Below are 19,191 nucleotides of genomic sequence, written 5' to 3'. Positions count from 1 at the left end.
AGTCGTGGGCATCGCCCGCGAATCACCATGCCCACCATTTTGATTGTGGAAGATCACGATGACATCCGCGAAATGATCGCCCGTCGCATGGAGAAGCATGGCTTTTCCGTGGTCACCGCTGGTAACGGCGTCGAAGGAGTGCTGGCGGCGGCCCAGTCGGCCCCGTCCTTAATCTTGATGGACATCAACATGCCAGAACTTGACGGCATCGAAGCCACCGTGCAAATCCGCGCCGCTGCCCCGAACCAGCAAACCCCGGTGATTGCCCTGACGGCGTATGCCTTGCCAGGCGATGCCGCACGCGCCAAAGCCGCGGGATGTGATGACTTTCATCCCAAGCCCGTTGACTTCGATCGACTGTTTCGACAGATCGAACATCTCATCGGCCAGACAACCAGCGACTTGGATCGGGCTTCCTAGCATCTTTCCCCTGATTTTTTGTCTTTGACCGTGACCCTTCAATCCATTCTTCCACTTTCCGTACCTATCAGAAAATCATGACAACCACTGAACCGACCGTCGCGGGCATGGGTCCGATCATCTTGGATCACGGTGTGGCCTTTCGTGTTTGGGCTCCGCACGCGGATTTGGTCAGCGTGATCGGTGACTTCAACGACTGGGATGCCGATGCGACGCCGATGGTCGGGGAGGACGCGGGAAACTGGTTTGCTATCGTCGAAAATGCGAAGCCCGGTGACCAATACAAGTATGCGATCACACACGGCGACACGACGATGCAACGCATCGACCCCAGAGTCCGCCAGGTGACCAACAGCGTCGGAAACGGTGTGGTGCACGATCCATACTTTGACTGGCAGAGCGACAATTTTTCGATGCCCCATTGGAACGAGTTGGTCATCTATGAAACGCACATCGGTTCGTTTCACCACGACGGCGATGGGGATGTGGGGACGTTTGACGACTACCGAAAACGTTTCGACCACCTGCGTGGCCTGGGCGTCAACGCACTACAAATCATGCCGATTGCGGAGTTCGCTGGTGATCTTTCTTGGGGATACAACCCGGCGCACCCCTACGCAATTGAATCGGCTTACGGCGGCCCCGATGGCTTCAAAGTCTTTGTCCGTGAAGCCCACAAAGCCGGCTTTGCGATCATCTTGGACGTGGTTTACAACCACTTTGGCCCCAGCGATCTGGACCTATGGCAGTTCGATGGTTGGAACGAAAACGACAAGGGCGGGATCTACTTTTACAACGACCATCGTTCCAAGACGCCCTGGGGCGACACTCGGCCCGACTATGGTCGCGGAGAAGTACGGTCGTACATCCGCGACAATGCCATGATGTGGCTGGAAGACTATCACGTCGATGGTCTGCGATACGACATGACGTTGTACATTCGCAGCGTCGATGGCAGCCCCCACACGGAGATCCCCGAGGGCTGGGGCCTGACCCAATGGATCAACCGCGAAGTTCATGGATTCAAGCCTTCGGCGATCACCATTGCCGAAGACCTGCAGAACAATGACTACTTGACCAAGTCGGATGCCGATGGCGGTGCCGGATTTTCCACGCAATGGGACGCACGTTTCGTTCACCCAATTCGCGACGTGCTGACCCAGCCTGACGATGCCAGCCGTGACATGCACAAAGTCATTCATGCGATCAACCATCGCTACAACGGTGACGCGGTCCAACGCGTCATCTACACCGAATCACATGACGAAGTGGCCAACGGGAAAGCCAGAATCCCCAGCGAAATCGACCATGCCGACACGGATGCCTGGCACGCCCAGAAACGGTCGACCCTCGGGATTGCCCTTGTGATGACCACACCCGGAATCCCGATGTTGTTCCAAGGACAAGAATTCTTGGAAGACGGTTGGTTTCAAGATCACGAGGAATTGGATTGGAACCAAGCCGACGACCATACCGGCATCATCCACCTGACGTCGAAGCTGATTCGATTGCGAAAGAATGTCGACGGTTTCACCCGCGGCTTGACCGGCAATCATGTCGACATATTCCATGTCAATCACGGCGATAAGGTGGTTGCATTCCGACGTTGGCTCGACGGCGGACCGGCGGATGAATGCGTGGTCATCATCAATTTTGCCAACCGACACTTCAGCCAGTACGAGTTCGGCCTACCACAGAGCGGCAAATGGCAACGTCGATTCAGTAGCGACCGAAAACAGTGGAGCGATGACTTCGCGGGCGCCGCCAGCGGCGACATTGTGGCAACCGACGCACCCTATGACGGCCAACCGTTTCGGGCCAGCATCGAATTGCCGCCGTACACCGCGCTGGTTTACAGCCAATCGGCTTCGGCATCCGCCTAACAATGCCGGGCGGATGATCGGCGAACCGAATGCCCGGCAGTGGCGGTCAAACGCCATCGCAAACGGTATCTCGCGCGATCACGTTTCACTTTCGATAGGGAGCAACGTCAATGTCGTGGCGTTTCAACAGCTTGTTCATTCCTTGTCGCGATAAGCCCGCCTGCCGGGCTGCGGCGGCAATGTTTCCGCCATGTCGCTGCAACAAGACGTCCAGGTATGCACGGTCCGCGCGATCAAGCGCTTCGTCGCGTGAGATTTCGGCCAGGTCATCATCAAGACCCTGTGATTCGGGTTCAGCAACCGCGGTGGTCAGCGTTGGGGGCAAATCAGTCGGCTCGATCCACTGCCCATTCGCCAGTGTCAGAGAACGCTCCACTACGTTTCGAAGTTCACGAATATTTCCTGGCCAACGATACCTGCGAAAGCAATCAAGCGTCGCATCGGAAAACCCGAGGGCCGGTGAATCCGGGGCACGCAATCGATGCAGAAAATACTCGGCCAACAAAACAATGTCTTCCTGTCGCTGTCGCAACGGAGGCAAAGCGATGTGGATCACCGCCAGACGATAAAACAGATCACGACGGAAACGATCCGCATCCACTTCGGTTTGCAGGTCACGGTTGGTCGCACAAATGAATCTCGTGTCCACCCGGACCACCGTATCGCGACCAACGGGAGTGAAGGTTTGTTCCTGGACCACACGCAACAGTTTCGCTTGGGAAACCAGCGGCAATTCCCCCAGTTCGTCGAAAAAGGCGGTGCCCCCATCGGCCGCCTGCAACAAACCGGATTGATCACTGACAGCGCCGGTGAATGCGCCTTTGACGTGTCCGAACAGAGTCGATTCGAACAACGATTCCGGAATGGCGGTGCAATCAATCACCTGCAACGGTCGTCCAAACCGCGGGCTGCGCCGATGAATCGCCCGCGCAATGACTTCCTTGCCGGTGCCACTTTCGCCCGTGATCAGGACACTTGTATTGCTGGCCGCGACGCGATCGACGATTTCCATCACCTCCCGCATCTGCGGGCTCTGGCCGATCACATCAATGCCAAACGAATCCTTGCCCTTTTCGGTCGATTCGCCGCGTGCGTTCGTTTCTGAATCGTTGGGGTCCGTCGTACCAGCGACGTGTGCATCGGACTTGCCTGCCGATCCATCGCGTGGACCGCTCGCGTCCAGCGATCGTTCGCCATGGGCCAAAGCACGTCGCACGGCCACCAACAGTTCATCCAGCTTCACCGGCTTCAACAAATAATCAGCGACGCCCAACCGCACGCTTTCGATGGCCGACGACGTCGACGGGACCCCCGTAACAATGATCATCGGTGTGTCGCTGTATTTCGTCCGCCCTTCGTTCAACAGTTCAAGCTTCAGATTCCCCGGCATATTCAGATCGGACAGAATCAGATCGAACCGGTGGTTGTGCAAAGCGTCCAAAGCGTCGTTGGCGTCTTCCACACAGACACACTGAAAGCCTTCTTCACGCAGGAACTCCGCCGTCGTTTCGCGGTACAACGGTTCATCGTCAGCGATCAAGATTTGGGGGGCCGGTTCGGTCATACAGGTGCGATCGCTGTGTTCCTACAGCGTCCTTGGCAGATCAACGGTAAACACGGCCCCTTGGCCCACCTGACTTTCGGCGCGAATGTCCCCACGCATGCCTTCGACCAAGCCACGCGTGACGGACAAGCCCAAACCCATCCCTTGGCCGACCTTTGCCACCTTGGTGCTGACGAATGGATCAAAGATTCGGTCGATCAGTTCTTCGGGGATACCAGATCCCGAATCGGAGACCACCATTCGAAATCGTTCGCCATGCGGTTGAACAGTCACGTGGACCTCCTGGCCTCTTTCCGACGCCTGTATCGCATTGTGAATCAGGTTGATCAAGACCTGCTTCAACTCGCCACGACGCAAGCGAATCTGATCGTTTCCCAGCGTCCCCCGTGATGGCAAGGGTTCAAAATGCCATTGCACCACAACCCCATGTTTGCGAGACGTCGGAAGTGTCAACGATTCCACGTGCCGCCGTGTTTCGTGGATGGAAAACGTCGAAGCCGACTGTTCGCTTGGACGATACAGTCGATGCATTTGATGTGTGATACTGCTGATCCGTTCAATCTCATCATCAATCAAGCTCAGTTTGTCATAGTGCTTGACCGTGTCGGGCAAATGCCGTTTCAACAAAGCGAACGCATTCCGAATCCCCGCCAGCGGATTGTTGATTTCATGGGCAACCCCGGCAGCCAATTCTCCGATCGCCGCCAGCTTTTCCATCTTCAGTCGGTGTTCTTCCAGTTGCGCGATCCTTGCCGTCCTTTCTTGAACCAACTGTTCCAGATGCTCGTTCTGCAGTCGCAATTTTTCTCGCAGTGCGTGGATTTCCGTCACGTCACGCACGCTGACACGAAACCCTAACGATTGCCCGTCTTCGTCACGAAGCGGTTGCCAGGACATGGCCATCCAAGGTGTTGATCCGTCACGATGCGCGACCCGAAATTCGACATTGTTCTCGGTGCTGCCGGCAACGGCATTCCGCAGGTGCGCCGCCATTCGCTGTCGATCTTCTTCGACAATCAGCGGCAATGGAAAGGCATCCATCGCGGAACATTCCCGGGGCGTGTAACCGGTGAACCGACGGACGGCATCGTTCAACCACAGCAGGTCCCCGGCGGTCGAAAACCAGATCTCCCAATCAACAGTACCTTCGGCGATCGCACGAAAATACTCCGGTGCAATCGGCTGTCCGGGCTTGGGAGGGACCGTTTTTTGGGAAGCAGAGCGTGACGATGCGTTCATCCCAAAATTCTAAATCAGGTCGCCCGTCGGTCGTACCCAGTGTCCGCCGAACACGTCGATGAAAAACCCGCCCAAACCGTTGCTTGAAAAGCCCGGAAACGTCAACGCCGGTTGACGGTGCGACAACGCCAGTGGACGCGTCCGCCCCGAAAAGGAGGCGATTTCCGCGATAATTGGGCGTTTTTTGGCTTTGGCCTGCTGCGTGCTTCCTTCATCCAATGACCAACGCCGACTTCAGCGGTGGGACAAACTTGTTCGCGATGAACGGATGATTTGAACCGGGTTGTCTCTGCCGGAATCTCTCTCCGGAGGCCGAAACATGGCTACCATTTTCATCCCCGAATCGCAACATGTAACCCCCGTACCGACGGCCCGACACGCGGGCCGCCGTCCACGTCAGCGCGAATCCTACTTTCACAATGAAACAGCCGCGGACATTGATCGGAATCACAGCGAAACAACCTTCGCCATGGAATCCAGCGATACCGAAGCGCGTCATCTGTTGAGAATGTTTCTGTTGATGTTCGCGTTGATGGTGCTTCCGGCTTTGCTTCTGATCATTTACCTCATCGTGAACCCCGATGCGTTCATGTAAGAGATTGCTCCGCAAAGCGATTTGTCGTCATGGCATCCAGGAAAATCGTTGTAACGCGAGAGGATCATGCTCGCTATCGATGAAGTCATCTTTCAACCCGGACAAGATTCGATCTCCGCGTGAATGATGAAGGCCGCCGACGTCCGATCCGCGATCGGCAGGCTTTGATGAAAACGCGTTGACGCCGAACATTCCAATTGCTGTGTCCGATTGCAATTGCCCCGTAACGTTCATGCGATGTGGGTCATCTCGTACACGGCAAAGTCTTCGACCATGCCTTCGGTCGCGGCCTGGTAATCCTTCAGATGCTGATTGTTCATATGCTTCTGCCAGGCCTCGCGAGACTCCCAGTTTTCGAAGAATAGAAAGTGTGCCGGGTTGTCATTGTCTTGGTGCAAGTCGTACTGCTGGCAGCCTTCTTCGGCACGCGTGGTCGGGATCAGTTTTTCAAGTTCCGCTTTCACAATGTCGATCTTGTCAGACTTCACGGTGATGTCGGCAACGATGGTCAGCTTGGCCATGTGAAAATTTGATATCGGGCGAAGGAAACGAATTTTCGACAGCCTCAATTCGGCTGTCGGTGATGAACGCATCACGAACCAGGTTGTACCTGATCGTTGTCCCCCACAACATCCGCCGCTTCTTGCCGATCTCATCCTGGCGGTTGTTAACCACACGGCCTCGCGGTTCTTAAACACGCCGCCGCTGAATCGAGGGGACCATCATTCCACCAGTTTGTTGTTGAACAACCAGACTGGCCGATGAATGACCGCGGGTCGGCTCAAACTGCTTCCGACTGGGCCGTCTCCCGTGCATTGAAGGGCATCGCAGGGTTGCGGCACAAGCTTTGCGAAAACCGTTGTTCGTAACACGCTCTGGAAAAATGACTTCAACGAAAAGAGATTCCCATGTCCAATCGCAAACAGATCAACGACCAAATCACCGTTAGTGGCCAACCCTCGGAATCTGAAATCTTGGCCCTTCCGTCCGAAGGCTTTCGCGCCGTTGTTAACTTTCGCACGTCCGGCGAAGACGACCAGCCGATCGATCCCGACCAGGAACGCAAGATGGTGGAATCCGCGGGGATGAAGTACGTCCATCTCCCCGTTTCGATGGATACCATCAGCCACGATACCGTCGACCGATTTCGACAGCAGTTGGAAGCATTGCCGAAACCGGTCTTTGCCCACTGTAAGTCAGGTAAACGCGCCGGCGCCATGACCATGATGCATGTGGCGGTCGAAAACGACATGTCGGGCGAGGAAACACTGGCCAAGGCCGAACAGATGGGCTTCGAATGCGACGTCCCCGAATTGAAAGATTTGGTGAAGTCCTACGTCGACCAACGTAGCGATGCATCGACGGTTCAAAGTGGCAACGCCAGCAACTGATTGATTCGGTCACTGGCTATCGACATTCGGCATCAGATTACGGTCCAACCATGATTTTCGAACAGCACTTCGTTCCCGGTCTTGCCATCGCGTCCTATCTGGTCGGTGATGAAAAGACGTCTCAGGCCGCCGTCATCGATCCCACACGTGACGTCGAAACCTACATCCAGTTCGCCAAACAAAACGGCCTGCACATCAAGTACATCTTGGAAACTCATGTGCACGCAGATTTCGTCTGTGGTTCCAAGGAATTGAAGACTCGACTGAACGACGACGCCCAGATTATCACCAGCGGATACGGCGGCGATGACTGGACACAAGCGTTCGCGGATCGCCATGTCCAAGTGAACGAGACCGTGGAGTTTGGTGATATCAAACTCGGGTTCGAGCATGTCCCCGGGCACACACCGGAACACATCGCAATCACTTTGTACGATCGTTCCCGCAGCGACGATACCCCTTGGTTGCTGTTCAGCGGTGACTTTTTGTTTGTCGGCGATGTCGGCCGGCCCGACCTGTTGGGCGATGATCAGAAGCAACAGTTGGCGCACGAGCTGTACCAAAGCGTGTTTCAGCGATTGGATGCCATCCCCGACATCACGGAGGTCTTTCCCGCCCATGGCGCAGGTTCGTTGTGTGGCAAGGCGATCGGATCCCGAAGATCGTCGACCGTCGGATTCGAACGCAAGTTCAGTGAATCCTTGCGTCCGTTACCGGAAGATCGTTGGGTCCGGAAACTGCTGGACCAAATGCCGTTGTCACCGCCCTATTTCAAAAGGATGAAGGCGATCAACCGCGATGGCGCGCCGATCATCGGCCCCGAATTGCCGGGCCAGATTCGACAGACCGCAAAGGCCGTTCGCGACCGCGTGTGCGAGAACTGTTTGATCGTCGACACGCGATCCAAAGAAGCCTTTGCCGCGGCGCACATCCCGGGATCGATCAGCATCCCCAACGGTCAAAACTTGCCGACGTGGGCCGGATGGGTGTTGCCCTACGACCGTCCGGTGATGATCGTTGTCGACGACCCCAATGACATGTCGGGCGTCACGACTCACTTGCTGCGCGTCGGCTTTGACGACGTCCGAGGTTACCTGGAGGGCGGCATTGATGCCTGGGAGGGTGCGGGATATCCGATCGCACGTCTACAGACAATGTCCGTTCACGACCTGAATCGAAAGCTGGACGCCGAAAAACGCCTGACCGTCTTGGACGTTCGTACGGAAAAGGAATGGAACAGCGGACATATCGATGGTGCCATTCACCTCCACGGCGGCCAGTTGCAAGATCGAATTGATGAAGTTCCCAAAGACGGGCCCATCGCGGTGGTCTGTGGTTCCGGCTATCGCGCGTCGATCGCGGCGTCATTCTTGCTTCGACACGGTTTTGATGACGTGACCAACGTGATCGGAGGCATGTCAGCCTGGAAAGCGGCCGACTTGGCCACGACTTGATCCATCCGTGCGTTTCTTGATCAGCGATGCATGGCGATCACCGGATCCCCAGTGATCGACATTCATCCAGAAGCTTGGCAGCATTGCGAAAACTGTTCCCGGCGAACTTGTCTTTCCAAACCTCGGCGTTTTGGCTCCCGGGCCTCTGGACCCACATATACAACCACGACGATAGCAGCATCCCCACCAAACCGATGATCAATGACGGGATCAAGGCATTCGGATGCAAGATTTGGTCCAGTCCAGCGGCAACACCGGCGGGAATCCACATCAGCCACCAAGGGAAACCAATCAACGGTGTCAGTCGCAGGTACAAATCACGGATGCGTGTGATCCTGGCCCTTACATCGTCGACCGATTGCGAATAGTCGATTCGTTTGATCCGTGTCATCACCGCGATGGCGGCCGCGATGAACACGATGCCGTAGACATGAACGATGATGCCTATGGTCATGAGGGTTGGGTTCCCGATGTTTTGCGACCATCCGAAAGCCCCCAATCCGATCAACAGCACGCCGACGATGATTTGAACGGCCTGCCAGCGAAACAACGGTTTCAATGCCGATTGCACTTGATTCATCAAGTCGCGACGGGTCAGCAACCAACGTGTGGCGGACTCTTGCTGTTGCACACCACGGTGATCGACATCGGCAGGCATGCGCTGGCCGGGATGATCGGCTGTCGATTTCACTGGGATGTCACCCGCGACCAACGTGGCCGCCAAACCGGAATCGTTGCTGTCAGCGATTGACTTCAAGTCTGATTTGATCTCGCTGGCCGCTTGGTAACGCTGGCTTGGTTCCTTTTCCAAAGTTCGCAGAACGACCTCATCCAACCGAACATCGATGGCAACTTTTTGAGACGGGGCCGCGAAACGTCCCATGGGCAGCTCACCGGTCAACATTTCGTAGAACACCACCCCCAGCGAATAGATATCGGCGCGATGATCCACTTGGTGCGTGCCTTCAAATTGTTCGGGTGCCATGTAGCGGGGCGTTCCCATCACCTGATGGGTGCCGGTCAGATCGCTGGCCTGGCTGGGGCTGTCTAGCAATCGCGATAAACCAAAGTCGACAATTTTGACGGTGCCCTGATGTGTCAGCAAAATGTTTTCTGGCTTGATGTCGCGGTGGATTACCCCGTTGTCGTGTGCGTACTGCAAAGCGTCACAAAGATGAGGAATGATTTCCAACGCATGCTTGGGTGCCAGGCCACCGGCGCGGACGACGTCACGCAACGTCGGTCCATCAACGAACTCCATCAGAAAGAAGAACGTGTCCTGGACGTTTCCGAATTCGAAGACCGACACGATGTTGGGATGATTCAACTTTGCCAACGTGCGTGCTTCACGAGTGAACCGCAAAGAGAACTTGGCGTCGTGGGCAAATTCCGCCGGCAGAATCTTCAATGCCACAACGCGATCAAGCCCTTCTTGTTTGGCTTTATAGACGGCCCCCATGCCGCCGGCCCCCAACAGTTCGATCACCTGCAGATTGGGAAACATGTCCGCGACACGCTGGACCGGTGGCGGAACAAAACCGCTGGACGGCCGATCGCCTTCGTTCAAGGCATCTCGAATGTCATCGGCATGATCGGGAAAGCGGTCCAGATATTGGCTCGCTTCGGGCGATTCGCCACGCCGACGTCGATAATCGGCATCCAAAACAATCAACTCGGCCAGCAGAACATCGCGTTCCTGATCGGAAACTCCTTCGGATAAAACAGATTCGATCGACGGAGGATTGCCGGTCTGCCAGGCCTTTTCGAAGGCAGCACAGCGATCATCAATTTGCTCCAGAATCTGGATCGGCAATTTTTGTTGACGGATGTTCATCGGTGGCGAGCACTTCCTGTTGGCATTTCTGTCGGATCAAATGCAGACGACGTTCGATCGTCCGTTCGGAACACCCAAAACGCTCGGCCATTTCCGCGTTCGAGTAGCCCTCTAATTTGGCACCCGCCAAATCGCGAAGCTGCCCGACACCCAGATGGGAAAAAAAACTTTCAACCGTTTCCTGCATCATCAACACCATCTCGGGGGATGGTGCATTGCCGATGACCTCCATCGCCCGATCATCGTCCGCCACGGCATCAATGGAATCGACCATCGCCAGGCCCCCACGTCGCTGGCGACCGTCGCGACGCCGCTTATCCACAACTTTGCGGGCCGACATCCGCAGCAACAGGTACCAGAGGTCATCACGATCGGCCAAATCGGGAAATCGCCCTTGCTCGGCCGCTTCATAGAAGCTGTCAAAAACGCTCAGAACCACGTCTTCTTCATCGCTCACCGCTCGGTTTTGTCCCAGCAATTGCTTTCGCACCACGCGGACGAGGCGATCAAAGTAGCGGTGCCAGATCTGGTTCGCCGCCAGCGCATCGCCCGCTTTGACCCGATCGATCCAATGGCTGACCTCGTGAGTGTCGGACATTTCGTCAGCGTGTGGGCGATCCAAGGCGGAAAGAGAATGGACAGTCGTTCGACCGATGTCCTCGTTGGCGGTCAGGCATTCTAAACCACCGGACCCTTGGTGTCGTTCGCCAATACACGGAACCCAAACCGGCCCACGTTGTGGGGGTTGGCCCCTTTGCATCCGACTAGGCTTTGGCGCTGACGTCAAGCTTCGTGAGGGCCGCGATGATGTCATCCGGTTCGGCACGATGCCGATAATCCACATCGACAAATCGCCAAGTGACGATGCCGTCGGGGTTTAAAACGAAAGTCGCCGGGATCGGCAGCACGCTGCCGTTTCCACCGTTGATGTCCGCCAGTTCCAATTTGCGATCGTTACGCATGTGATCCAAAATCAGCTGGGGCACTTCCCAGGCAACGCCGTAATCACTCGCCACACGAGCATCTTGGTCGGACAGCACAGGAAATTCCAACGTTGCCTGTTCATCCGGTGACAGAGATTCGTCGGGAATCTCAGGACTGATCGCCACAAGTTCAGCCCCCTGTTGGTGAATGTCGTCCAATCGCTGCTGCATCGCCCTCAACTGAAGATTGCAATACGGACACCAACTGCCACGGTAAAAGGTCACGACGACCGAACCTCGGGCCAACAGATCCGACAGCGTCACCGTTTCCCCCGTCGGTTTGGGCAAAGTGAAATCGGGGGCCTTGCCACCCAAGTCCAATGCATTGGCACCCGACTGAAACGCTTCGGCAGACGATAGCAACTGATCGATCTTTTGCGCAAACTCAGGATTGTTTTTTTGGGTTTGTGCGATTCTGGCGTCGGTTTGTTCGCGAAGACTTGTCATGGGACTTCTTTCCTTTCGTGCAAACGGGACTGGACGGTGGACGACGTTGGATGATCCGAGGGATGCTGCGGCAGACACTCCCCCTTGGCTCGACTTCTTAATGGTTGCCACATCAACTATCCCGCCATCAAGCAATCGGGCCCACAGAGTCGATGGTCGCCTTCAGCCGCCTTTGCACCACCATCCGGCTCCGCCCCATCCCCAGACGCATTCATTCCGCCAGCGGTATTGATCTAGTCGATCACGTGAAGACCGATCATGCTTTGCAATCCACCGTTGATTGCAACTCAGCATCCACGTCGAACCGCCCCAGTTGTGGCCCGCGTTGGTGGTGCAAAATCAGCCGCCGGTCACATGCGTCGTCTCCAAAGGAAGTCAAGCTAACATGAACGAGTCCGGCACCATTACTTGGCAAGAATTCGAGAACGTTGACCTACGTGCCGGTATGGTCGTTCGCGTCGAGGACTTTCCCGAAGCTCGCAAACCGGCCTACAAAGTCACCGTCGACTTTGGACCGAAATGGGGGACCAAGCGAAGCAGTGCGCAGATCACCGTCAATTACACCAAGGAATCTTTGATTGGACGCCAAGTCATCGGCGTTTTGAATTTCCCACCCAAGCAGATCGGGCCGATGATGTCCGAGTTTCTGCTGGTGGGATTCAGCAGTGATGATGGTTCGGTCGTCCTGGCGGTCCCTGATCGTTCGGTACCCAACGGTGCCAAGCTGTTCTAGGGCCGATGTCGACGTTCGTTTCGCATCAGGGGACCTCGACCGGTTGGATCACAAGGCATGAACGTTTGGATTCGGGAATGACTAATGGCGTGTACAGCAACGGACCGACATCGCGGGGAAGGTCCGTTTCGATGATGTCGCCACCTCGCTGCAGCAGTTGGCGATAGTCATGCCTCAGCGATTGGTCGGTACCACCCCCCCTGGCGAAATACTCGCGATCCAGATTTCGCGACGTTCCAATCATCGTCAACGCACCGTTTTGATGGACGGCGTCAAAAAGCGATGAATCCGACGGCGGAACGTGCCCCAAAAACGCGATGACATTTTCCCACGGGACGCCTGTGGCATTGAAGGCATCCACTTTTGCGTGATTGGGAATCATGACCTCCATCATGATGTCGGGATTCATCGCATGGCAAGCACGCACGTCATCCAAGTTGCCGACGATCAACATGGCATAGGATTCCGCTTGGTGTTTGGTGATGGTCTCGACGCGAGTTTCCAAAGGGACATCTTTTTGATCCAACACCAAAACCGTCTTTCCTTTGGCCCATCGCAACACTTCATCCAACGTCGGAATTGAGTGGTCGGTGACTTTCCCGTCGACGTCTTTCAAGCGGTATTGGCTCAGTTCCGCCAACGTCTTTTCAGCGATCTTGCCGGTCCCCGTCGTGGTCCGGTCCAGCGTTGCGTCGTGATGAACCACCACCTTGCCGTCTTTGGTGATCCGCGGATCGATTTCCAAGAGCGAAAAAGTCTTCGTCAGGGTGTGTTCAAAGGTTGCGATACAGTTTTCCGGATAACCGGGACCGGCACCGCCGCGATGGGCACTGACCACGGGCAAGCGTTCACCGGTGTAGCGAAACAATTCACGCAATTGCTGCGGCGTTTCCGGACAGATCCGATGCATCGCAACCGCCGATCGGCTGTCGCGCGGCGATGGGTCTTTGGCGGGCAACCACGAAGAACTCAGCACCGCGACAGTGAAGAGCGTCAGGAACCGACCGCAAGGAAATCTTGATGAGCGTTTCATTGGGGCGTGCTTCGTGGTCGCAGACGGGTGATTCAAACACATTCCGAACAATTCCTCCCAGCGAATGCTTGTTAGCGGATCGCTCGACCAATCGGCTCCTCCACCGGGCCAAGCCTTCTCGTTCCGGATCCAAATTCGTGCGGACCTCGCCCCCGATTCGCTACGGGGTCAACATCATGCAGGCGATGAATCCAAAAATGAAGCACCAGTAGAACAGATGTCGCATCGCGGTACCGGCGTTGGGCATCCCCATCAACCGCCGATTGCCACGGCAATAGCCGCCCCCCCAAACAGAACGCCGCATCCGCCAGCGCCGCATCCGCCAGTTACCGGTACGCCAGCGCCGGTACGACGACGCTGTTCCTACGTCACCTTTGCGGTGACCGATTCGACGTTGGGGACGCTGTTCAGCGCGGCGATCATTTCCACCGCATTGCTGTCGGCTGATGGGGTGACGCGGTACAGCATTTCCATCGCCGCGCCGCGACGCGTGGTTTCGGCCGAAAGCAGTTCATAGCTTTCGGCAAAGCGGCTGAGTTCGCTCTCCCACCCCTCGGTCGCACTCAAACCGACCTGCAAAGTCACCCGCCACGCTTTGGGTTTCTTGTCCCCTTTGGTCGATTCGGAATCTTTCGTCCCCGCTTGCGATGTATCAGCCTTGGATGAATTCAGGAACGTTGCCAGCCCAACGACCGACAATCCCAATCCGACCACCCAGTATTGCCCCGCCCCCACCGCCATCCCGGCCACGACGGCGGCCAGCACAAAAGCGACGTCACGGGTCGCCGGAACCGCGGTCCGAAAGCGAACGATCGACAACGCCCCCACCAAGCTGAACGCCCGCGCGATGTTGTCACCGATGATCTGCGTTGCCATCGCGATCAAGATGCTCATCAGGATCAACGTCAGCGACAACGTATCCGGTTCCCCCGCCGGACGACGACTGCGGGCGATCCACGCGACGACCATGCCACACAGCCAAGCCAAGACCAAACGCAAGCCCAAGGTCGTGACCGTCGGATCGACCTCCGACGAGGTCACATTCATCATCCATTCAGGCATAACAAAGCGACTCCGCATGGGAATCCACCAATCCGTCACCACGGTTTGCGGCAAGGGCTTGCATCGCGTGCCGGTACTTTGAAAACCCGGATGCAGGGATCGTGAAGGTTCGCAACAGGTCTTTGAACATCAGTGGCAGGATGCCATTGAACTTCAGTTCCAAAACCTTGCCGTTGCCGAACTGAACGTCCGGGCAAAATTCTGACGCGAGCGGCACGGTCCAACCGTCCGCCGGCGACGCGGTCATGCAGTCATCAATCGTCAAGCGAATGGTCTGACCGTTGACCTGTGCGGTACGAGCAAAGCGGCGATAGGCGATGCGCACCATCGGCTGAAGCCCACGCCTGCGAACGCGTCGAAAGAACCAATCGTCATCCGCTGCACCGACCGGCCAATCACCGCGGAAGACGGAAAGTCCCCCAGACGCCCGTTGCGGTGCAGAATCGTGGCAAGCGAAAAACTGTGCTTCGTCGACCGTGGACCGTCGCTTCTTGACCACCATCCGCTTCTTGCGTTTCGTTTCCAACCACAATGACGATTCATTTCCGTAACGTCGAACGCGATGTTTGGCGCGTCCCACTCGACCCGTTTCACGCAACAAATCCAACTCGGGCGAATCCAGATACAGATTACAGATCTGATACCGATCATCTTCGTCGCCGTCGCAATGCGGATCCACATCCATGTGTTCACGAGCCCACTGGGCGACCTGATCAGCGATACGATCATTAAGACGGAATTTCATCTCAATGCGTTTCATGGTCGAACGTTTCTGGTCCGGATTCTGGGTACTTGGCTGGTTCATTGGATCCACTTCCCTGACGTTTCAAAATTCATCGACACCGCGACTGAACGGCCGGCGGTGCTACGCAGTGACGCCAATCGCGGTCAGTTATCATCCGAGCGTTGGGCCTTGCCTTGATCGGCCACATATCGCAACAAGTACTGGCTTCTTCCCTGAGCAAAGTCCTTCAACGTCGGACGATTTCGTGGTCCACGTTGCTCGGGTTCGAGTTCCTGCATTTGATCGGCCTCGCCCGACGTTGTGGCAACGAAACGCTCGTAAGTGGTCAGTGAGTGAGTTTCAGTCTTCACCACCGGCGTAATCAGTTGGAGCTGCGACTGGACAAAGGGTTCCAGCGTTTCCCAGTCCAGTGATTCATTGGCCAAAGTTTCCAGGTTCGCTAAAAACTGATCGCGGTACGCGGGAACGGCCAACACTTTGCTGTACAGCGGCTTGTCCGCATCGTTCATCGCGGTGAAAGGATCCAAGCCCACCGGCGACGATTCACCGCCCGCCTGACGTCCGCGGCCCGGGCCGCGTTCGGCTCGATCGTCCCGGCGGGGAGGGCCACCCAATCCAAAACTTGGAAAATCAAACCCACCAAATCCAAAACCTCCGCGTCCGCCGGGCCCTCCTGGACCGCCGCGTGCCGGGCGGAACGCTTCGTTCATGTCGTGCGGAATGAAGCGAAACTTGTCGTCTTTGCCCAAGTAGATGCTGTAATCGCTGGCACGTACCCAGTAACCATCACCGTTGATCAAGCCGACGTCCAAGGCCAGGAACCAAAGCAGACCATCGACGTCACAGATCGCTTCCAACTTTTCGGGCAACTGTTCGGTAGGGGTTTCGTTCAAGACTTTGCAAAACTGCATCAGCTTGGCAGTCGCTTTTTCACCGCCGGATTTGATCTCGTAGGGATGCCCGTACGCATTCAAGTCATCGCCGCGGTAATCCAAACCGCCTCCACCGCGCGGTGATCCATGGACCTTCCATCGTGCACCTTTCTTGGTGTCGTAGTTCTCTTTGAGGAATTCCTTGTTGTACTGTTGGGCATTCGTGTAGATCCCCCAGTCTTCACCGTTGATCACCACGCGAACAAAGTTGGCTTTCGGCGCCGGGATGTATTGACGGGCGATGTGGGAATACAACACGGTGCTCATCATCGAATCATCACCGTGGGCGTTCAACAGATTCAGCGTCTTGTAACCCATCAACCGCTGATCCGGGTCGGCCATGTCCATGGCGATGTTGAAGGATCGCTTGTATCCAGTGCCGACATGATCATAGGAAGACGCCCCGCGGAAACGGATGCCACAATCCGGATACATCTGTCCGTCAACCGTCAAATCGGCGGACAGATCGACATCGGTGTTGTGGAAATCCTCCAGTTCGGCTTCCCAATCGTCGGTATCGAAGTCGATGAAGATCGTCCGCAAGACACGGGTGTCGTACAGATCGCCTTGTTGAGCCTGCGTTTCGGTTTTGGCGACATGACCGCCGGTGGAAACCGCCGGCATGCTGCCCGCATGGCTGAATCGGGTCGCAATCGTGCGAACGTCAAATTGAAAGGCCCGGCTGGAACGGACTTCGTCACGAGCTCGGCTGCGTTCGATGTCATCCAACCAACCGTTTCCATCGGCATCAAAGGCATCGACCAATTCGATGCTTTCCTGTTTGCCAGGTCCCACGGACGCGTAGGCCACAGCCATGACGCCGCCAACGGCAAACAGTGCGATCAACAACAAACGTTTCTTTTTCATTCCCGTGGATCCGACGAGTGGAGGAATAGGGGGGGCTCGTCATTCCATGCGCCATCGGGTCGCAAATGGTGCCAACATTTTCGTTTGCCGCCGGAGACGAATCACGAGAGATTTCTGCGATTTGGCCCGCAGGTACGGCCAAAGACGCATTAAATGCCGGGCCGCGGTGTTTCCACCCAGACTCTGGAGACGAACTGGCCCAGTACACTGCGAACCCTTTACCGCTCGATTACCCCCGCATTCGGTCGCCCCACGCCCCATGTCTGTCGCCACGCCAAGCCCCCCTCGCGCTGTTGCGAATCTGACGCCGGAACAGATGCCCGTCCCAGACGAACAACTTCACAGCTGGCCCCATTTTTTGGGGCTGTACGCCGGTGAACATGTCGCCGCAACGGAATTTGTGATCGGTGCGACGTTCGTCGCGCTGGGGGCAACGACCCAGGACATTCTTTGGGGTCTGTTGATCGGCAATCTGTTAGCGATCGCCAGTTGGACCCTGATCACCGCCCCGATCGCGGTGCAAACACGGTTGAGTCTTTACACCTATCTGCACAAGATCGCCGGCGACCGGATGGCTGATCTTTACAACGGCGCTAACGTGCTGATTTTCACTGTCATCTCCGCTGCGATGATCACGGTGTCCAGTACCGCCGTGCGACTGCTTTTTGGAATCCCTGCCCAGTTGCAGTGGTTTCCCACCAGCGGGCTTTTCGTCTTGGTCGTTCTGGGTGTCGGGGTCATCGTCGTGTTGATAGCGATGTACGGGTTCAATGCCGTCGCGGAATTTTCCAGCATTTGCGGCCCCTGGCTGGTCGTGATGTTCACCTGCGGTGCTTTGGTACTGATGCCCGCATTGGCCGAGTCCGTCCTGGGGCGTACACAACTGACGGGCATGAATGACTTCATCACCATCGGTGACCATTCGATCTGGACAGGAGCCGCCGCCGACGGATCCGCAGGTATTGGATTGTGGGAAGTGATCGGATTCGCTTGGGCAGCCAACACGATCACTCATTTTGGCCTGATCGACATGGCGTTGTTTCGATACGCCAAGCGATCCATCTATGGCCTGTGCACCAGCGCTGGAATGTTGTTCGGCCACTATGTCGCGTGGATCGCCGCGGGCATCATGGGGGCGGGCACGGCCGCGGTGGTGCAAAAGTCGATCGCTGAATTGGACCCCGGCGATGTGGCCTATCAAGCACTGGGCCTGTCGGGATACGTGATCGTCATTGTTGCCGGATGGACAACCGCGAACGCCAACCTTTATCGCGCCGGATTGGCGGCCCAAGCCATCTTCCATCATCACTCCAGACGGAAGGTGACATTAACGGTCGGCTGTGTCACCGTCTTGGTCGCATGCTTTCCGTTTGTATTCAGCAAGATGCTGCCATTGCTAACGTATGCGGGATTGTTGGTCGTTCCCGTGGGAGCCATTGTGTTCGCCGAACACTTTCTGTTTCCGATTTTGGGTTGGACTCGCTATTGGTCGAAATACCAGGATCTTGAAACCAGCGTCCCAGCCATCGCGTCCTGGGCGGCCGGACTGGTCTTCGGCTTCGGGATGAATGCCGCAAACGTGATGTCGTTCTTCTATCTATTCTTGCCCACTTGGGCGTTCACGATCGTTGTCTACTGTGTGCTGGCTCGGTTCTACGGAGCGGCCGATTCGTATGAAGACCAAATTCAGCAGGAACAAAACGACATGGCTGTGATTCGACAGTGGCAACGAGATCAGGCCGCAGCCGATCACCATCCGACGATGCCGAAGTCGCCTCAAACAATGGTGTTGCGTACGGTTGCCTGGCTATGCCTGGCGATCACGATGCTGTTGGCTTTGCGAGTCATGTTTGGCAGCCCTGACATGTCGACTTACCAAGCCCATGTCACGGATTTTCATCGCTGGGGATTCTTGATGACGGTGGGATACTTTGGCACCGCCTACGCCGCCCTGCGCATTAAAAAAGCAAGACAATCCGTTCATTCAACCGACGCGAAAACCAACTGAT

At 56.3% G+C, this 19,191-nt stretch carries 18 protein-coding genes; 7 read left to right on the top strand and 11 right to left on the bottom strand.

Annotated features, from left to right (window positions below; translation table 11 throughout):
* Positions 1-27 precede the first annotated feature (27 nt).
* Positions 28-420, top strand: coding sequence for a response regulator (locus tag Mal65_RS07065; RefSeq protein WP_145295300.1), 393 nt, complete (start codon positions 28-30; stop codon positions 418-420).
* Between the two features lie 77 nt (positions 421-497).
* Positions 498-2,303 carry an alpha-amylase family glycosyl hydrolase gene (locus Mal65_RS07060; protein WP_196784653.1) on the top strand — a complete coding sequence of 602 codons (1,806 nt, stop codon included), beginning with the start codon at positions 498-500 and terminating at the stop codon, positions 2,301-2,303.
* Between the two features lie 85 nt (positions 2,304-2,388).
* Here the strand turns inward: Mal65_RS07060 and Mal65_RS07055 are convergent, their stop codons facing one another.
* Together Mal65_RS07055 and Mal65_RS07050 are read right to left on the bottom strand one after the other, a co-directional pair.
* Positions 2,389-3,867, bottom strand: a complete 1,479-nt coding sequence (locus tag Mal65_RS07055) for a sigma-54-dependent transcriptional regulator (RefSeq protein WP_145295297.1) — start codon at positions 3,865-3,867, stop codon at positions 2,389-2,391.
* Between the two features lie 21 nt (positions 3,868-3,888).
* Positions 3,889-5,106, bottom strand: coding sequence for a PAS domain-containing sensor histidine kinase (locus Mal65_RS07050; protein WP_145295295.1), 1,218 nt, complete (start codon positions 5,104-5,106; stop codon positions 3,889-3,891).
* A 283-nt stretch (positions 5,107-5,389) separates the two neighbouring features.
* On the opposite strand from Mal65_RS07050, the gene Mal65_RS07045 reads away from it, so the two are divergent.
* A complete protein-coding gene (locus Mal65_RS07045; RefSeq protein ID WP_145295292.1) occupies positions 5,390-5,701 on the top strand; it encodes a hypothetical protein in 312 nt (103 codons plus the stop codon).
* A gap of 230 nt (positions 5,702-5,931) precedes the next feature.
* Here the strand turns inward: Mal65_RS07045 and Mal65_RS07040 are convergent, their stop codons facing one another.
* Positions 5,932-6,222, bottom strand: coding sequence for a putative quinol monooxygenase (locus Mal65_RS07040; RefSeq protein ID WP_145295289.1), 291 nt, complete (start codon positions 6,220-6,222; stop codon positions 5,932-5,934).
* 387 nt (positions 6,223-6,609) lie between these two features.
* Between Mal65_RS07040 and Mal65_RS07035 the strand changes: the two genes are divergently transcribed.
* Both Mal65_RS07035 and Mal65_RS07030 read left to right on the top strand, forming a co-directional pair.
* The gene (locus Mal65_RS07035) at positions 6,610-7,092 is read left to right on the top strand and encodes a protein tyrosine phosphatase family protein (RefSeq protein ID WP_145295287.1); all 483 of its coding nucleotides are present in this window, start codon (positions 6,610-6,612) and stop codon (positions 7,090-7,092) included.
* Positions 7,093-7,142: 50 nt separating this feature from the next.
* Positions 7,143-8,546, top strand: a complete 1,404-nt coding sequence (locus Mal65_RS07030; protein ID WP_145295284.1) for an MBL fold metallo-hydrolase — start codon at positions 7,143-7,145, stop codon at positions 8,544-8,546.
* A 37-nt stretch (positions 8,547-8,583) separates the two neighbouring features.
* Here the strand turns inward: Mal65_RS07030 and Mal65_RS07025 are convergent, their stop codons facing one another.
* The 3 genes from Mal65_RS07025 to Mal65_RS07015 all read right to left on the bottom strand — a co-directional run bounded on the left by Mal65_RS07025 (position 8,584) and on the right by Mal65_RS07015 (position 11,810).
* Positions 8,584-10,380: a serine/threonine-protein kinase gene (locus tag Mal65_RS07025; protein ID WP_196784652.1), complete on the bottom strand. Its 1,797-nt coding sequence runs from the start codon at positions 10,378-10,380 to the stop codon at positions 8,584-8,586.
* Positions 10,331-10,978 (bottom strand): ECF-type sigma factor, encoded by a 648-nt coding sequence (locus Mal65_RS07020; protein ID WP_145295281.1) that lies wholly within the window; start codon positions 10,976-10,978, stop codon positions 10,331-10,333. Before Mal65_RS07020 ends, Mal65_RS07025 begins: the two co-directional genes overlap by 50 nt.
* 166 nt (positions 10,979-11,144) lie before the next feature.
* Positions 11,145-11,810, bottom strand: coding sequence for a peroxiredoxin-like family protein (locus Mal65_RS07015; RefSeq protein ID WP_145295279.1), 666 nt, complete (start codon positions 11,808-11,810; stop codon positions 11,145-11,147).
* 385 nt (positions 11,811-12,195) lie between these two features.
* Between Mal65_RS07015 and Mal65_RS07010 the strand changes: the two genes are divergently transcribed.
* The gene (locus tag Mal65_RS07010; RefSeq protein WP_145295276.1) at positions 12,196-12,543 is read left to right on the top strand and encodes a tRNA-binding protein; all 348 of its coding nucleotides are present in this window, start codon (positions 12,196-12,198) and stop codon (positions 12,541-12,543) included.
* Positions 12,544-12,568: 25 nt separating this feature from the next.
* On the opposite strand, the gene Mal65_RS07005 is transcribed toward Mal65_RS07010, so the two are convergent.
* The 5 genes from Mal65_RS07005 to Mal65_RS06990 form a co-directional block, all read right to left on the bottom strand.
* Positions 12,569-13,519, bottom strand: coding sequence for a glycerophosphodiester phosphodiesterase family protein (locus tag Mal65_RS07005; protein WP_165701120.1), 951 nt, complete (start codon positions 13,517-13,519; stop codon positions 12,569-12,571).
* 217 nt (positions 13,520-13,736) lie between these two features.
* Entirely contained in the window at positions 13,737-13,880 is a 144-nt protein-coding gene (locus tag Mal65_RS26375) for a hypothetical protein (protein ID WP_165701119.1), read from the bottom strand.
* 59 nt (positions 13,881-13,939) lie between these two features.
* Entirely contained in the window at positions 13,940-14,638 is a 699-nt protein-coding gene (locus Mal65_RS07000) for a DUF4956 domain-containing protein (protein WP_145295270.1), read from the bottom strand.
* Positions 14,631-15,383, bottom strand: a complete 753-nt coding sequence (locus tag Mal65_RS06995; RefSeq protein ID WP_165701118.1) for a polyphosphate polymerase domain-containing protein — start codon at positions 15,381-15,383, stop codon at positions 14,631-14,633. The genes Mal65_RS07000 and Mal65_RS06995 overlap by 8 nt, the downstream gene beginning before the upstream one ends.
* Positions 15,384-15,526: 143 nt before the next feature.
* Positions 15,527-17,182: a CotH kinase family protein gene (locus Mal65_RS06990; RefSeq protein ID WP_145295265.1), complete on the bottom strand. Its 1,656-nt coding sequence runs from the start codon at positions 17,180-17,182 to the stop codon at positions 15,527-15,529.
* A gap of 316 nt (positions 17,183-17,498) precedes the next feature.
* On the opposite strand from Mal65_RS06990, the gene Mal65_RS06985 reads away from it, so the two are divergent.
* On the top strand, positions 17,499-19,190 hold the full coding sequence (locus tag Mal65_RS06985) for a purine-cytosine permease family protein (protein WP_231131303.1): 1,692 nt from the start codon (positions 17,499-17,501) through the stop codon (positions 19,188-19,190).
* Position 19,191 lies beyond the last annotated feature (1 nt).

The sequence above is a fragment of the Crateriforma conspicua genome (assembly GCF_007752935.1).
In the GTDB taxonomy this organism is placed as follows: Bacteria; Planctomycetota; Planctomycetia; order Pirellulales; family Pirellulaceae; genus Crateriforma; species Crateriforma conspicua.
This window is presented reverse-complemented; position numbering and strand designations above follow the sequence as displayed.

Coding starts and splice junctions, on each gene's coding strand:
- Mal65_RS07065 (WP_145295300.1), top strand. CDS start 28: ATGCCCACCATTTTGATTGTGGAAGATCACGATGACATCCGCGAAATG.
- Mal65_RS07060 (WP_196784653.1), top strand. CDS start 498: ATGACAACCACTGAACCGACCGTCGCGGGCATGGGTCCGATCATCTTG.
- Mal65_RS07055 (WP_145295297.1), bottom strand. CDS start 3,867: ATGACCGAACCGGCCCCCCAAATCTTGATCGCTGACGATGAACCGTTG.
- Mal65_RS07050 (WP_145295295.1), bottom strand. CDS start 5,106: ATGAACGCATCGTCACGCTCTGCTTCCCAAAAAACGGTCCCTCCCAAG.
- Mal65_RS07040 (WP_145295289.1), bottom strand. CDS start 6,222: ATGGCCAAGCTGACCATCGTTGCCGACATCACCGTGAAGTCTGACAAG.
- Mal65_RS07035 (WP_145295287.1), top strand. CDS start 6,610: ATGTCCAATCGCAAACAGATCAACGACCAAATCACCGTTAGTGGCCAA.
- Mal65_RS07030 (WP_145295284.1), top strand. CDS start 7,143: ATGATTTTCGAACAGCACTTCGTTCCCGGTCTTGCCATCGCGTCCTAT.
- Mal65_RS07025 (WP_196784652.1), bottom strand. CDS start 10,380: ATGAACATCCGTCAACAAAAATTGCCGATCCAGATTCTGGAGCAAATT.
- Mal65_RS07020 (WP_145295281.1), bottom strand. CDS start 10,978: ATGTCCGACACTCACGAGGTCAGCCATTGGATCGATCGGGTCAAAGCG.
- Mal65_RS07015 (WP_145295279.1), bottom strand. CDS start 11,810: ATGACAAGTCTTCGCGAACAAACCGACGCCAGAATCGCACAAACCCAA.
- Mal65_RS07010 (WP_145295276.1), top strand. CDS start 12,196: ATGAACGAGTCCGGCACCATTACTTGGCAAGAATTCGAGAACGTTGAC.
- Mal65_RS26375 (WP_165701119.1), bottom strand. CDS start 13,880: ATGCGGCGTTCTGTTTGGGGGGGCGGCTATTGCCGTGGCAATCGGCGG.
- Mal65_RS07000 (WP_145295270.1), bottom strand. CDS start 14,638: ATGCCTGAATGGATGATGAATGTGACCTCGTCGGAGGTCGATCCGACG.
- Mal65_RS06995 (WP_165701118.1), bottom strand. CDS start 15,383: ATGAAATTCCGTCTTAATGATCGTATCGCTGATCAGGTCGCCCAGTGG.
- Mal65_RS06990 (WP_145295265.1), bottom strand. CDS start 17,182: ATGAAAAAGAAACGTTTGTTGTTGATCGCACTGTTTGCCGTTGGCGGC.
- Mal65_RS06985 (WP_231131303.1), top strand. CDS start 17,499: ATGCCCGTCCCAGACGAACAACTTCACAGCTGGCCCCATTTTTTGGGG.